At 58.8% G+C, this 14628-nt stretch carries 15 protein-coding genes; 14 read left to right on the forward strand and 1 reads right to left on the reverse strand.

The features are described 5' to 3' along the window. Positions 1 to 2: 2 nt before the first annotated feature. From MRBLMR1_RS24590 to MRBLMR1_RS24640, 11 genes are all read left to right on the forward strand, one after another. Positions 3 to 215, forward strand: coding sequence for a hypothetical protein (locus MRBLMR1_RS24590; RefSeq protein ID WP_500066832.1), 213 nt, complete (start codon positions 3 to 5; stop codon positions 213 to 215). Continuing rightward, a complete protein-coding gene (locus tag MRBLMR1_RS24595; protein WP_500066833.1) occupies positions 166 to 540 on the forward strand; it encodes a GPW/gp25 family protein in 375 nt (124 codons plus the stop codon). The genes MRBLMR1_RS24590 and MRBLMR1_RS24595 overlap by 50 nt, the downstream gene beginning before the upstream one ends. A 15-nt stretch (positions 541 to 555) precedes the next feature. Further along, positions 556 to 1437 carry a hypothetical protein gene (locus MRBLMR1_RS24600; protein ID WP_500066834.1) on the forward strand — a complete coding sequence of 294 codons (882 nt, stop codon included), beginning with the start codon at positions 556 to 558 and terminating at the stop codon, positions 1435 to 1437. Further along, positions 1437 to 2558, forward strand: a complete 1122-nt coding sequence (locus MRBLMR1_RS24605; RefSeq protein WP_500066835.1) for a phage tail protein — start codon at positions 1437 to 1439, stop codon at positions 2556 to 2558. Before MRBLMR1_RS24600 ends, MRBLMR1_RS24605 begins: the two co-directional genes overlap by 1 nt. Further along, positions 2558 to 5800, forward strand: a complete 3243-nt coding sequence (locus MRBLMR1_RS24610) for a DUF4815 domain-containing protein (RefSeq protein WP_500066836.1) — start codon at positions 2558 to 2560, stop codon at positions 5798 to 5800. Before MRBLMR1_RS24605 ends, MRBLMR1_RS24610 begins: the two co-directional genes overlap by 1 nt. 9 nt (positions 5801 to 5809) lie before the next feature. Continuing rightward, entirely contained in the window at positions 5810 to 6838 is a 1029-nt protein-coding gene (locus MRBLMR1_RS24615; RefSeq protein WP_500066837.1) for a hypothetical protein, read from the forward strand. Next, positions 6835 to 7311, forward strand: coding sequence for a hypothetical protein (locus tag MRBLMR1_RS24620; protein WP_500066838.1), 477 nt, complete (start codon positions 6835 to 6837; stop codon positions 7309 to 7311). Before MRBLMR1_RS24615 ends, MRBLMR1_RS24620 begins: the two co-directional genes overlap by 4 nt. Before the next feature lie 94 nt (positions 7312 to 7405). Next, the gene (locus MRBLMR1_RS24625; protein ID WP_500066839.1) at positions 7406 to 8869 is read left to right on the forward strand and encodes a phage tail sheath C-terminal domain-containing protein; all 1464 of its coding nucleotides are present in this window, start codon (positions 7406 to 7408) and stop codon (positions 8867 to 8869) included. Positions 8870 to 8882: 13 nt separating this feature from the next. Next, entirely contained in the window at positions 8883 to 9392 is a 510-nt protein-coding gene (locus MRBLMR1_RS24630; protein ID WP_500066840.1) for a phage major tail tube protein, read from the forward strand. Positions 9393 to 9416: 24 nt separating this feature from the next. Continuing rightward, entirely contained in the window at positions 9417 to 9683 is a 267-nt protein-coding gene (locus tag MRBLMR1_RS24635) for a phage tail assembly protein (protein ID WP_500066841.1), read from the forward strand. 127 nt (positions 9684 to 9810) lie between these two features. Beyond that, the gene (locus MRBLMR1_RS24640) at positions 9811 to 11931 is read left to right on the forward strand and encodes a phage tail tape measure protein (RefSeq protein ID WP_500066842.1); all 2121 of its coding nucleotides are present in this window, start codon (positions 9811 to 9813) and stop codon (positions 11929 to 11931) included. Between the two features lie 4 nt (positions 11932 to 11935). Here MRBLMR1_RS24640 and MRBLMR1_RS24645 read toward each other — a convergent pair whose 3' ends face one another. After that, positions 11936 to 12712, reverse strand: coding sequence for a DUF4339 domain-containing protein (locus tag MRBLMR1_RS24645; protein WP_500066843.1), 777 nt, complete (start codon positions 12710 to 12712; stop codon positions 11936 to 11938). A gap of 89 nt (positions 12713 to 12801) precedes the next feature. On the opposite strand from MRBLMR1_RS24645, the gene MRBLMR1_RS24650 reads away from it, so the two are divergent. From MRBLMR1_RS24650 to MRBLMR1_RS24660, 3 genes are read left to right on the forward strand one after another with little or no spacing between them, the layout of a single operon-like run. Beyond that, entirely contained in the window at positions 12802 to 13251 is a 450-nt protein-coding gene (locus tag MRBLMR1_RS24650; RefSeq protein ID WP_500066844.1) for a phage tail protein, read from the forward strand. 3 nt (positions 13252 to 13254) lie between these two features. Beyond that, positions 13255 to 13467: a tail protein X gene (locus MRBLMR1_RS24655; RefSeq protein ID WP_500066845.1), complete on the forward strand. Its 213-nt coding sequence runs from the start codon at positions 13255 to 13257 to the stop codon at positions 13465 to 13467. A gap of 1 nt (position 13468) precedes the next feature. After that, positions 13469 to 14611: a phage late control D family protein gene (locus MRBLMR1_RS24660; protein WP_500066846.1), complete on the forward strand. Its 1143-nt coding sequence runs from the start codon at positions 13469 to 13471 to the stop codon at positions 14609 to 14611. Positions 14612 to 14628 lie beyond the last annotated feature (17 nt).

A 14628-nucleotide genomic window follows, 5' to 3' on the forward strand; every position in this document is an offset into this window, starting at 1 on the left:
GCATGAGCGAGATCAAAGACTATCGGGTGCGCCGGGCCGGCGAGGTTGCGGGCGTCTGGAGAGAGAAGGGCGCGACCATTTCTTTGACTGACCGGCAGGCGCAGGAACTGGCGCCGCCCTTCGGTCATGTGGTCGAGCTGATAACCGGCGACAAGGATGAAGTTGATGGCAAGCTCGCTCGGCGTAAGCGCCGTAACCGGAAAGCGCCTGAGTGATTGGCAGCACGTCGAGCAATCTATCGGGAAGATCCTGAAGACGCCGATCGGCGCTCGCGTGATGCGGCGCGACTTTGGCTCCGACCTTCCTGATCTGGTCGACCAAAAGATGACGCCGCGAAACATTCTCGCCGTCTACGCCGCGGCCGCCACGGCAATTGAAAAATGGGAACCGCGCTTCCGGATGAAGCGAGGTCAGGTCTTGAGCGCGACCGCGGGCGGGCTTCTGCACCTGGTCGTCACGGGCGTCTATTTCCCAAGGGGGCATCTGGGGGACTATTCAGTTTCCGAAGATCGCACCGCGAGGGTCCTTTTTACTCGATAAATTTGGGGAGCGGTCATGAGTGGCAGCCTCGACCTGTCATTGCTTCCGGCTCCGACCATCGTCGAAGTGCTGGATTATGAAACCATTGTAGGCCGGCAGAAGGCGACTTTCGCCGTTCTCTGGCAAGCGGTCAGGGACGCCAATCCATCGCTGAACCTGCCTGACTATGACGTCCTGATGCTGGAAACCGATCCGATTGTGATCGGCAACCAGGCGGAAAGTTATCGTGAGAGGCTGCTGCGGGCACGCATCAACGAGGTCGGCAAGGCCAACCTGCTGGCATTTGCACGCGGGGGGGACCTTGATCACCTCGCGGCTTTTTATGACGTGGTCCGTCTTCCTGGCGAGTTGGATGATCGGCTCCTCACTCGCGTCATCCTTGCCCTGCAAGGGCGTTCTACCGGTGGCACTGCGGAGCGATATCAGGCTGTCGCCATGGCGGCGGATCTGCGCGTTCGGGATGTCATCGTCTATGTGGTCGGGCGTAGCCCGCTGATCCATGTGGCGGTCTACTCGACCGATCCCAACGGGGTCGCGTCGGCGGACCTGCTTGCCAAGGTTGATGCAGCGCTGCAGGACCCGGCGGTCCGGATGGTCAATGATACCATTCAGGTCGAAAGTGCGGTTCTCAGCGTTGTCAATCTTTCGGCCGACATCTGGCTTCTGCCCGATGCTGATGCCGATACGCTCGCGAGAGCTGAGGAAAATCTCCGTTCTGCATGGGCGACTGCTCGCGCGCTGGGTCGGGATCTGACGGAGAGCTGGTGGACCTCGAAGCTGATGATCGCGGGCGTCCATAAGGTCAAGGCGACCACGGTCGGCGATATCGTCGTTCCGCCTGCCTCGGCTGTTTCCATCGGCACTGTCGTACTTACGAACAAAGGTCGTGCATTCTGATGGTCTCGCTTCTCCCCTCTCAAAGCTCGGATATTTTCGAGCTGACGCTAGAAGCGTCGATCGAGCCTCGTTGGGCTGTCCTTGCGGAGGGTGCGGATGCGGTTCGGGGTATCAAGTTCGATCCACCGATCTCATTTCTTCCGTTTCTCATCTACGAGTACGGGCTTGGAGAGCTGACGCCGTATATCTCGAACCTCTACACGCTGATCATTCAGCGTGAGGGCGTGAACTGGCAGCGTTTGCGCGGGACACCAGCTGCTGTTTCGAAGGGGCTCGGCTGGATCTCGCAGTCCGGAACTCTTCAGGATGCTTGGCACGGCCGGGCATTCTGGAATAGCGCTCAGCTGACGCTGGACGCGTTACCCTCCAGAGATAGTCCTGATCTTGAGCAGATCGAAGGCATAACCCGCCTTTCGCTGCCTCTGCGATCGCATCTACGTCGGGTGGTGCACGGCTATGACGTCGGGGCTTGCGAGGCTGACCGCAGTTTTTTTGATGGGTGCATGCTCGATCGTGAGAGCGGGGTTGTCGCGACCAACGCGGAAACCTTGTGGTCATTCGGCCGGCAGACCGAGATGGTCCACATGCTTACCGAGCAGGAAGGTCTTGCGCTCGGGAACTGGCTTGCGCCGGTCGACGATACCGGCCTCATGTGGGCATCCATGCAATATCCATGGGTGACCGCCACGTTTCAGTGGGCAAATAATCCGGCGTCTCAGCGTCGAGCACTGATGGCCGCATGGTTTCCGCAGCGGGCGATCTATCTGACGTTCAAGACGGTGGCTGGCGCCGTTATCGGCCATCGCCGTGCCCGTGCAAACCGCGTCGTGCGAGAGTCTAGCGAAGGCCTGTATTCGATCGAGGGCAACTCTTATCGCCCTGAGGCGGGTGGACCGAATGTCTACATCGAGGCAATGACCGACTTTGGGGATGCCTCGGACATTGTCGCCGCGTCGATCGAGCTAACGATCGGGCCGACGCTGTCATCCGGAGTGAAGGCCGGAAAGCTCTGGCTTTCGCCTGACGAGTTGGTAGGCGGATCTTCGCTCGCCCTCGGTGCTGTCTCTCTTCCATTGCGAAAAACTGTTCGCGACCAAGTAAAAATTCTTTTGAGGTTCTAATGGCTCACGAACACGAAAGCGGCTTGCCGTTTGCGTTTGATCGCGCATCGGGCAAGCCCGAGCAGCAGTCTGTTGTTTTCTATGGCGAGCGTCCCTTTATTCAGGGCGCCGAGATGAACGACATGCAGGCGATCATCCGGGGGCGCCATGATCGTCTCGGCCGTCTTGTCGCCGGGGACGGTGACCGGATCGAACGGGCGGATGCCGTCGTCGATGGTGAAGCGCAGTCGGTGGCTCTCACAGAGGGCAGCATTTACGTCGCTGGCGACATCATGCCGGTTGCGGCTGCTGTTCTGACTGACGTTCCAATGACTGGTCGCGTCGAGATCGGCGTGCGCCTTACCACAACCTACCTTACCCATGAGGATGATCCGTCTTTGGTCGGCCTCGTCCCCGGATCTCTTGCCGAAGGTGAGCCGGGTGCCGCCAGAGAAGTGGCTTCGATCGCATGGGCTCTGGAAGGCGACGGTGGTGAAGGCGACTTCTTCAGCGTCTATGCTTTGTTGGACGGTACGATCCTCGACCAGACGGGTCCGTCGATCCTCGAACCTGCCATGCAGGCTCTTGCGTCCTACGACCGCCCGAATGGCAATTACGTTGTGTCTGGCTGCCGGGTGACCTTCCTCGGCACCAATTCCGGTCAGCAGCTTTTTTCCATTGAAGCGGGCGAAGCGAATATCTTCGGTTTCAAGCGGACGCGCCTGGCGGCAATCCGCCATAGCCAGCAGATGCAGTGGGAAGAACTCGCAATTCCCGGAGAAACCAAAACCTATACCGGTGGCGCTTCAAACACCTTCACCGTCGACCAGGCGCCGATCGGCGTGATCAACTCAATTCTCCTGACGAAGGAAAAGACCGTTACCCTGACCCGCGGTGCCATCGTCAATGGTGCGGATGCGTTGCCAGACTCGAGTATCGTTTCGGTCTCGAACGTTTCGCAGGGCGGCACGGTCTTTGCTTCGCCTGCCAGCTACAGCCTGATCAGTGGCAATATCGACTGGGCCGCAGCGGGTGCCGAGCCTGCGGCCGGATCGACCTACTCCGTTACCTATCGGTATCGGGCGCTTGTGACGGCCGACGAATTCACGAATACGACGTTCAAGGTTTCGGGTGGTGCAACTGGCGGCGATGTGATCATTGCCTACACGCGCAAGCTTCCTCGGGTGGATCGGCTCTGCCTCCAGCAGGACGGGTCGCCGATCTACATCAACGGCATCCCGGCCCGCGTTGGGCCCATGCCTCCGGCCGTTCCGTCCGATGCGCTGAAGCTCTGCCAGATCTATAATGACTGGATATCCGATCCCATCGTGACCAACGAATTAGTCCTGGCTCTGACGAAGGAACAGGAATGGCGTTTCTATAATCGCATCCTTGATCTCGACCGGCTGGTTCAGCTGGAGCGCGGAAAGAGTGCGATAGATTCGAAAGAACCGGTTGCCAAGAAAGGGATGTTCGTTGATCCCTTCCTCGACGATACGTATCGCGATGCCGGGTCAGCTCAGACGGGGTCGATCGGTGAAGGAATGTTGCAGCTGGCCATCCGGCCGACCTTCTACACGACAACACTGGTCGATGCTGTCATGCTCGATTATGTCGAGGAAGAGATCGTATCGCAGCCCCTTGTAACCGGCTGTGTGAAGATCAACCCTTACGCCAACTTCCTTCCGCTGCCTGGCGCATTGAAGCTAACGCCGGCCGTCGACTTCTGGACGGAAAGCAAAACCACGTGGCTTTCTCCGCAAACACAAGAGTTCAATCGCGGTGTTCGCACTGACGGTGGTCCACTGGAAACGCGTTCGACGGATGAGCAGTTGGTCGACAATCGTGTCGAGCAACTGACGTTCCTAAGACAGATTGCTGTCGTGTTTCGCATCAGCGGCTTTTCGCCCGGCGAGATCCTGCAGACCCTGACCTTCGACGGGTTGAATGTGAAGCCTCCGGGAACGCAGACGGCAAACTCCGACGGGATCATCAGCGGGAATTTCACGATACCCGCCAATGTCACGGCTGGTAGCAAGGTTGTCAGCGCGAAGGGTCAGGGCGGTACGACCGCCTCGGCGCTCTTCACGGGGCAAGGCACTCTCGAAGTCGATGTCATGCGGCGCGTGACGACGATAGAGTCTTGGACAGAGCCGCAGCTCGTGCAAATGCCGCCTTCCACCCCGAACGTCAGGCCTCCCAATCCTTGGGGTGGCAATAACGATGGCGGGAGTGGAAACAATGACAGCGATCCGCAGGCGCAGATGTTTGCGGTTCCGGAATTGCGTCAGGTCATCGGTGTCGATTTCCGTCTCTGCAAGATCGGCGATCCGAACAAGGGGCTGCTGATCAACCAGGTGACGATAGATAACGGGTATCCGACCACGGATGTTGTTGCTCAGATCCCGGTTTCGATGAAAAACGCCGTCCTCGGGTGGAAGTCGGCGAGATACCCGCTGCCTGTCACCACGCCTTCCGACCGGAAACATGCTTTCGTCATCAAGACCGATGACAACGAGCACTCTGTGTCTCTGGCGAAACTTGGTGGCTTCGACGCCAGCCGTCAGCAGAAGGTGACGTCGCATCCATATGTGACTGGACCCCGGTTCGACAGCGTCAATGCTGCGACGTGGACAGCACACCAGGACGAGGCTCTAACCTTCAGCGTTATTGCGGTGAAATATCCGGTCACGACCAAAACCGTGGACTTGGGCACCTTCGCATTGACGCAGGCCTCTGACCTTCAGGTCCGGGCAGCTGTGGAATTGCCTAGCTCCGGATGCAGCGTCGTCTTCGAAATCGAGCGACCGAATGGCACGATCTACAAGCTCCTGCCATTTCAGGTGTTGCAGCTAACCGAATTCATCACTGAAACGGTTCAGCTGCGAGCTGTTTTGAAGGGTACCTCGAAACTGTCTCCGATCCTATATGCGCCAGTCCAGCTGGTCGCCGGCAAGATCGACACGTCTCTCACCTACATCACTCGATCGATGACCTTGGGTGAAGCTGTCCGCGTGGCGGCCTACTTCAAGGCGTATCTACCGGGTGGAGCGTCGATATCCTCCGTTGCGATCTCGCGTGATCTTGCCGCGTGGCAGAACCTGACGCTGACAAAAACCGACGCCCTCTCGTTCCCTTTGTGGACAGAGCGGAAATACGAAATCACCAATCAGACAGGTGCTCTCGTGAGGCTCCGTATCATGGCGAGCGGTGGCCCAGCGGCAAGGCTCATCATTGGCGATCTTGGCGCCGGCATCTTCTAAGGAACCAACATGCCAGTAACCGCTAATCTGAGCATTCCCAAGCCAGATCCTGACGCACAAGTCGACGAGGAATTCTTTCGTCTCGGCGAGGCGTGGGATCTGGTGGACGCGATTGTGGCCGGCGTTCTTGTCTCCTTGTCGCAAAAGGCTGCCGCCCTCCACGGCCATGGTATGGCTGACATCGCGGGGCTCACTGAGGCTCTCGCAGAAAAAATGGGGATCGGCGAGATTTTCAAGCTCGACGATCTCCTCGACGTTCGAGGCGCGACCGACGCAGCGACGAACTACATCCTCGCCAAGACCGCGCAGGGGTTTTGGGTGCCGTCTTCTGCGGCGGCTGTTCTAGGTCAGCATCAGCACGCCGTAGCCGACATCGTCGGATTGACGGCTGCTATCGCGGCTCAGGTTTCCGCCTTGGTTGGGGCCGCCCCTGCCACTTTGGATACGCTGGCGGAAATTGCGACAGCCCTGGGGAATAACCCGAATTTCGCGACGACTATGACCAATAGTCTGGCGGCGAAAGCGCCGTTGGCGTCTCCTGTTCTTACAGGAACTCCGACGGCTCCGACGCAAGTAGCGACAGATAAGTCGACGCGCATCGCGACGACGGCGTTCGTTCAGGCAGTCGTTGATGCTTCGGAGGCGGTGCTAAACGCGGCTATTGCCACAAAGGCTCCTCTCGCGTCTCCGGCGCTGACCGGAAACCCGACGGCACCAACGCAGGCCGTGGGGAACAACTCGACCCGCCTCGCTACCACTGCCTTCGTGACTGCTGCTGTTGCTGAAACCCTGCAACTTTCCGACCTTTTTTATACCGGCTCGTCGGCGGGTAACACCAACTTTCCCGTTGGCTCTTACATCAATGTTGCGGATACGGGGGGGCAGATCGACCGGAATGCCTCGGCAACAATCAGACTTAATCCCGATAGTAACGTCTACTATCGGATAGGCGGATCGGGCGCAGCATTGTCAGGGATCTGGCGCTGCCGTGGCTACATAGGCAACGGCGTTGCTGTGTTTCAGAGGACTCTGACATGAGTGATCTTCTCGTAAAATCTGCCGCATATGGAGAGGGAGATGAGGTCTTTTTCGAACTCCTGGTGGTTGGCGAGGCTGGCCTAGAAACCGTAAGCAACGTCTATCGTCCGAACGATCCTTATGCGGGGGTAGTCGGTGCGTTCCTCGCAAATTGGATCGCCGAGCATGCATCGGAGATTGGCCCATATGTCCCTCCGCCTCCGCTTACAGACGAGCAGCGCCGCGCAGCCATGCCAAACGTTTCGGCACGCCAGCTTCGCCTCACACTTGTCCGTAACGGCTTTTCTCTCTCTTCGGTCGATGCCGCAATTTCCGGTCTCCCTGAAGGCACTCAGAAGGACGAAGCGCTGATCGAATGGGAGTATGCCCATGAATTCCAGCGAGTTTCGCCAACCCTCAACTCCATCGCGTCCGCCCTGTCTATCAGTCAGGAGCAAATAGACGGCATGTGGTCTCAAGCCCTTTCGTCCTGATTTCCCCTCGGGGATGAGGCGCTCATACCTTCATCGAAATCGAGCGCCTCCGATCAATCCAAACATCCTGAACCTGCCCATCATGGAGACCTCTATGGCCGACCTATCCTATTACCATGGCGTCAATCTTGCCGAGAGCGCAGATGCCCCGGCATTGCTTCGCGTCAGCAATTTCGGCGTGACGTTCCTGAATGGCGCCGCGCCGAACGCCGATGCTGCGCTTTTTCCACTCAACGTTCCGACCCTCGTCACCTCGGTGACTGCCGCCGCTGGCCTTGGTGAAGGCGGTACGCTGCCTGACGATCTCAAGACGATCTTTGGCGAGGGTGCCTCAATGGTCATCGTCAACCGTGTTGCTCACGATGCAGACGCTGCGATCCTTCGCTCAAATCTGATCGGTGACGCCGAGCAGCGCACAGGCCTCTACGCTGCTCTGCGTGCGAAATCGCATCTCAGTCTTCAGCCTCGCGTCATCGTCACGGCCGGCAACACCGGCGAATGGATCGACGACGGCCTAGTGTCCGTCACGATTGGCAGCAATGGCTCGAACATGACGGCCGCGCCGACCGTGACCTTTTCGGGTGGCGGGTCCGATCCGGACAAGGTGCTGCCGACTGCGCAGGCGGTCCTTGGCACTGGCGCCAACGCGGGAAAGGTTGTCGAGATCACGATCCTCACGGCCGGCGAAAAGCTCTCGACGCCTCCGACCATCGCATTTTCGGGCGGCGGTAGCGATGCAGGAAAGGTGCTGCCGACGGCGATCGCGAATGTCGGCGATGTCGCAAACCCGTTCGTTTCGGCGCTCAATGTCATTCTGCCCCAGATCCGGGCGCGGGCCTACATCGCTGGTCCGAACACCACGAATGCCGAGGCCGTTCGCTTCCGCAACACGATCAACGGCGGGCGCATCCTCGTCATCGATCCGAAGGGCATCAAGAATGTCGACGGTCTGCCTGTCACTGTCCCGATTGCTCCAGTGTTTGCCGGTGTGCGTGCTCGCGTGGTGGCCTCGGCTGAAGGTGTTTCGGGCTCGGTATCCAACAAAATCATTCGCACGCTCGACGGCGTGGCGCGGACGATCCAGTATCCAGCCGACAGCAACTATCTGAACGAGCGCCAGGTCTCGACTGTCATCAACGAGCGCGGCGGACTGCGTACGTGGGGTTCGCGCCTCGCAACCGATGACGAACTCTGGCAGTTCGACAGCGTTCGCGCCTCGGCCGACATGATCAACGAGGCTCTGGAAGATCTGTACTTTGCCTACGTGGACAAGAAATTCACCAAGGCAAACCTGAAGATGATGATCGAGGACGGCAACGCCGCTCTGCGTGTCTTCAAGAACAACAACGATATCCTCGGCGGCAAGGTCTGGCTGGCGGATACCAACACGCCGATCCTCAACGCTGCCGGCAAGGTTTTCCTGAACATCGAGTTCGAGCCGGTCGGACTCATGGAACAGATCAACATCACCACCTACCGCAACATCCTCTATTACCAGCTGCTGCTGGATGAGGTTCGTGGCGCGATCGACAATGGCCCGCTCACGGTAGCGGCGTAAGGAGAACCCATCAATGGCAAGCAACCTTCCCCGCATGCTGCTGCGCGAATGCACGCTCTGGGCCGACCGCGAAAGCAAGCTCGGCCAGATCGGTGATATCACACCTCCCGTGCCGGCGGCCAAAATGGAGGAGATGCGAAACTCGGGAATGATCAAGCCCCGTAAGGTTTCCATGGGCTATGAGGCGATGGACTTCAGTTTCAAGATGCCCGGTCTCGACCCTCAAGTCTTGAGGCTTCATGGCCTGAAGCCGGGAACGGAAGCGCCGTTCATGATCACCGGCGCCCTGGTCGACGAGGATGGCACGACACATTCCGCCGTGATGTCGATCCGAGGAGTTCCCTACCGGCCCGACCACGGCACCTGGAAGGGTGGCGATCTCGCTGAAAACGACTACGCCGTCTCGGTCAACTACTACAAGTTGGAGATCAACGGCGAAGAGATCTACGAAATGGACGACTTCGACTTCAAGGTCGGTGGCGTCTCCCAGTACGGCGACATTCGAAACGCCCTTCTCCTGTAACCTTTCGTCGGAAGTTGAAACATCATGAAAACTATCACTCTTTTGAAGCCGATCACCGTCGGCGACGCGGAGGTGTCGAAGTTGACCTTCCGTGAGGCCGAGGCCGGTGACGTCATCGCCGCCGAAAGCAATGTCGGCCCGAACGCGCAGGCGCTCGCCTTGCTGGCGGCCATGTGCGACACACCTTACCCTGCCATGAAAAAGCTCAAGGTCCGCGACCTCAAGCGGATCATGGGAGACGATGAAATCAAGGAACTGATGGGAAACGATCCGGACACGACTGGCGAATAATCGCCAGCTTCGTGGCCCACGTCCTGCACACACCGCTCGATGTGATCGAGCGGTGGTCCCCCGATAAGCTGTTGGCCTACTATCAGTCCGCGCACGAGCTGCGGCAGGCCCTATACGGAAAACGCTGATGGCAACGCTACAGTCTACCCTTCGCGTCTCGCTGCTCGACGATGTCAGTAAGCGGGCGAAGGCGATCACCGGCTCGCTGCGGGGCCTTCACGCGCAAAGCACACAGTTCGTCAACCCGCTGCGGTCGCTGACCCTTCAGGCAGGCGGGTTGATCGGCGCTTACATGGGCGTGACGGGCGGGTTTCAGGGAACCTACAAGGCTGCAGCCGATACGCAGGCGGCTCTAACGGAAGTTGGCATCAAGGCCAATCTTTCGCGCAATGAACTCGGCCGGCTGCAGACTCAGTTGAAAGCTCTCGCACCGCAGGTCAACCAGACCACGACCGATCTGCTCGCAGGCGTCGACGTGATGACCACGATGGGCGCGTCGGCGCAGGAAGCAGCCGGTGCTATCCCGGCGATCGGCAAAACGGCGACCGCGACCGGCTCCGCGATCGCTGACCTGTCCGGCGCTTCTGTCTCGGCCATGCAGAACCTCAACGTCATGCCGGCGCAGATCCAGCAGATGCTGGAAGGCATGGCGCAAGCGGGTAATGCCGGTGCATTCGAGATGCGCGACATGGCGCAGTATTTTCCGCAGCTGACGGCGTCTGCCCGTGCGCTCGGCATGCGAGGCGTACCGGCCGTAAACGACATGGCTGCAGCCCTGCAGATCGCCCGTCGTGGCGCTGGTGATGCCTCCTCGGCCGCGACGAACCTGTCGAACTTCATGAGCAAGATCATCAGCCCGCAGACATCGAAGAACTTCAAGAAGTTCGGTGTCGATGTGACCAAGGAACTGGAGAAGGCGAACAAGAAGGGGATTTCGCCTATCCAGCACTTTATCGAGGTGCTGAACAAGGTCACCAAGGGCGGTCGCAGCGACCTGGTCAGCCAGATCTTTGGCGATGAACAGGTTCTGAGTTTCGTCCGGCCAATGCTTGCCGATTTTCAAGACTATCTCAGAATTCGCGGCGAGGCGGACCGGGCGAACGGTGTGATCGCGGATGCCTATGCGCGCCGCATGGATGACGCGAACCAAAAGGTGAAAGCATTCCAGATCGGGATTTCCAACCTTGGAACGTCGATAGGCAGTCGCCTGTTGCAGCCCGTCGGCGACGCCGCCTCGTATGTGGCCGACGTCCTCAACACGCTCGACAGCCGTGTCACAGTCTTCGACCGTGTCCGGATCGCGAGCGAAGGCTTTGTCAGTGGGCTGGGCTTCAAGGATGGTGAAATTACCGCGATCGCAAAAGAGTGGCGGGATTTCATCTTCGGTGTCGAGGACGGCAGCAAGGCGGCTGATCAGGCCGGTCAGATCTTCCAACAGTTCCGCGAATGGGGGGACGATGTCGGGTATCTGACGCGCGCCATCGCTGAGAACCCGATTGGCCGGTTCCTTGGGGATATTGCACCTTATGGCTTGCAGATTGCTGCTTGGTCGATGGGGATAGGATTGCTTGCCGGGTCGGTTCGCAGCTTGGCCGGGGCTCTCTTCGTCCTCTCTGGCGCCTCGGCACTGGTAGGTACTCTGAAGACGGTCGGGGCAATCGCCGCATTGGTTGGCGGCGGCTCGGCTGCGACCGGCGCCACCGTCGGCGGTGCTGCTGCTGCCATCGGTACCGGTGGTCTTGCGGCAAGGCTCCTCGGAGCAACCAGGCTCGGCGTTGGCGGCATGGCGCTAGCTGGTGGCGTCATCGCTGGACGCGAGGCATACACCGGAGATACGCCTTACGCCCGTGGACAGGCGTTGCTGCCCAGCCCGACGGATGCCCTGAACAAGGCTGGAAATCTCTGGGCATGGGGGCAGTCGTCGCCCGTTCCTGGGGTGGCTGATACTCTCGCTCTCGACAACGTGCGGAGATCAAGGGCGATGGGTTTCGGCGGTGGCACGACGGACGCCTTGCCCGGCAAGGCCGCAGATGATGTCGTTCGAATTGACGCTCAGAGCATCGCCGAGATGTCGCGGCCGGCAGGTACACAGGATGTAAGGGTGACGAACCCTCAACCTCCGAACCTCACTGTACATGCCCCAATCTCGATCACCGGTGTTTCCGACCCACAAGCTGCAGCGGCCGCCGCTGCTGCGCGGCTCGGTGATGCGGTGCGGTCAGCCTATGATGCGGCTGACACAGACTGATCGCTTAGTTCAGGTAGAGCATGTAATAGAATTCCGCGCCCCGGCTCTCGATCGTAAATCTCACCGCGTGGATAGAGTCTTTACTAGACAACACCTGCGCGGTGCATTCTCTCGTCCCATTGGCATTGGACAATTCACGAATGTCTCTGAGTTCCTTCACCTGAAGTTTTACAAAGTTCACTGGGATTTGAGGGAATAGTTCCGACACCTTTTGTGTTGAGATCTTAGCTGAACACGATGGCACTCCAAAGCCATTCAAAGGGTTTTGGAAGCCGTTCGTCACGTAGATCGAGGTGGCAAACGAGAGGCACCATACGGCAAGCGTGATCTGCTTTTTTTCTAACCGTCTGGCTCTTAGGTATAAATAGAGAGGAACGATGAGGATGGCTGCCCAAATGGGTGCTAGCTTCCTCCCGCTGTTCTCTAATGCTTTTTGGTCAGCAAAGGCGATTAAGCCGTTGACCGCCGCGTAGGCTATTAAGATGAAGGTCAGCGCTTCTTCGCCAGGCTGAAGCACCAGTTTGACCAAGGCGCCGGCAATTGGCACAATGGTGAGGCACCATGCCCAGAAATCACTGACCGCTGATGCGGGAAGTGGTGGGGGTGTGTTCCCTTGATGATCCATGATGGCATCGGAATATTGTTTCCAGGCAGGACCAAATTCCGGCGTCCAAACAAGCGTTGTGCCTGTAATTCGACCATCCGCGAAAAGGGACATTAGATCCTCCCGCCTAAATGGTCCGAACTTCCGTCCGTTCGCGCTGTAGTGCCAATCAGTCATCACGTCCCCCGAGCCTTTGGCTTATCTATCGCAATCCCACAGCTCGGAAAAGTGGTCGATTGCTCTCTCAAGTTGCTAAGAGTGAAACGATGTCAGGTCCTGTTCCTATGACGCTTGGGCCGTTTGCCTTTGAGGCGATTGGCTTTGGCTACGACGGCGTTTCTCGCCGCGTCCAAACTCCGTGGGCGGAAATCGCCGTTGCCCAGACGTTAAACCAGCAGCAGTGGACCGGGCCAACCTCGGATGAGGTTGTGATCAAAGGCGTCTTGTTTCCGGTAGAATTCGGCGGGCAGGCTTCGCTCGATGGCTTGATCGGCTCGGCACTGGGGGGCGTCCCGCTCATGCTGGTATCCGGCAATGACGTGCAGGGCGTTATTCATGGGACTTATACCGTCCAGTCGGTCGATGAGGATCGGAGTTACCATGACGCCAGGGGTGCGCCTCGGCGCAACGCCTATTCGATCTCGCTGAAGCGCTACGGCCAAGGAAATGCCGGCGTAGCCGCAGACCTTGTGCCGATCCTCAGTCTGTTCGGGTGAGCCATGTCTGAAATCTACACAACGAAGCAGGGCGAGACGGTCGATATCGCTTGCTGGAACCACTATGGCCGCACGCGCGACGCTGTCGAAGCGGTCCTCGATGCCAACCCGGATCTGTCATTGCTCGACGTCGTCCTGCCGCTTGGCACAACGATTGTCATGCCGAATCTTGAACTGTCGACTGCGGCGGCCCCGCTGATCAGCCTGTGGGATTAAGATGCAGCCGAAAATAGAAATCACAATCGACGGCAAGCCCGTTGCGGGTTCCTTCTATGAACGCCTCATATCGGTTTCTATCACCGACAAGGAGGGCTTCGCCTCCGATACCTTCGACATGGTTCTGGATGATGGGCCGCCTCAATATCTTGCGATCCCTCGCAAAGGCGCGGTCGTCGATATCCGTCTTGGCTACGGTGCGGCGCGCTCTCTCGGCCAGTTTGTCGTCGACAAGGTGAAGCCGAAGTGCCTGCCATATTCGATGTCCATATCGGGCAAGGCGAGAGATATGCGCGACGGCAAGTTCAAGGAACGTCAAGAGCGGCACTGGGACAAGGCGAAGGTCAAGGACATTGTCTATGATCTCGCATCCGAAGTGGGGCTCTCGGCGTCTGTCGACCCGGAGATCGGTGAGCACGAATATGATTGGTTCGGTCAGCAGGACGAAACCAACGTCCATCTCCTGCGGCGCTTGGCAGAGCGGCATAATGCTCTGTTCAAGGTCAAGGACGGCCGGCTGGTGTTCTCGAAACGGGGTTCGGGTAACTCGGCTTCCGGGGCTTTCCTTGGTTCCGTCGTTGTGTCGCCATCCCGCATCATTCTCGGTTCATGTGAATTCGAGGCCAACGACCGGACCAAATACTCGAAAGTCGTGGCCTATTATCAGGATCGCGACCAGGCGCAGCGCGTCGAGATCGAGGCGGAATCTGATGCGGATGGTGACAGCGTCTATCGCATACCTGAGCCATATGCGAACGCGGCCGAGGCGGACAAGGCGGCGCAGGCGAAGGCAAAGGACCTGAAGCGCGGCGAAGGTGCCGCGTCGGTGACTGTTGTCGGCGATACCGCCATCTGCGCTGGTGCCCCTCTCTTGTTTCAGGGGGTGCGCCCCGGCCTCGATGGTGTTCCCTACATTATCGATACCGCCACCCATTCGTATTCGAAAACCGAAGGCTATCGGACCGCCATCAGCGCCAAGCTGTATGACGGTAAGTCTGGAAAGAGCGGTGGGGGTGAAGACGGTGAGGCCGATACGGGCAACACGCCCTCCGATAAGATCGCGCCGAATGCCCCGGCCGGAACCCCTGCAACGCCTTCGCAATGGAACGATACGCGGCGCTATGGCCGCATCGACGACAACTAACCTCTAAAATCAGGAGC

The sequence above is a fragment of the Neorhizobium sp. LMR1-1-1.1 genome (assembly GCF_040675795.1).
GTDB lineage: Bacteria > Pseudomonadota > Alphaproteobacteria > Rhizobiales > Rhizobiaceae > Neorhizobium > Neorhizobium cellulosilyticum.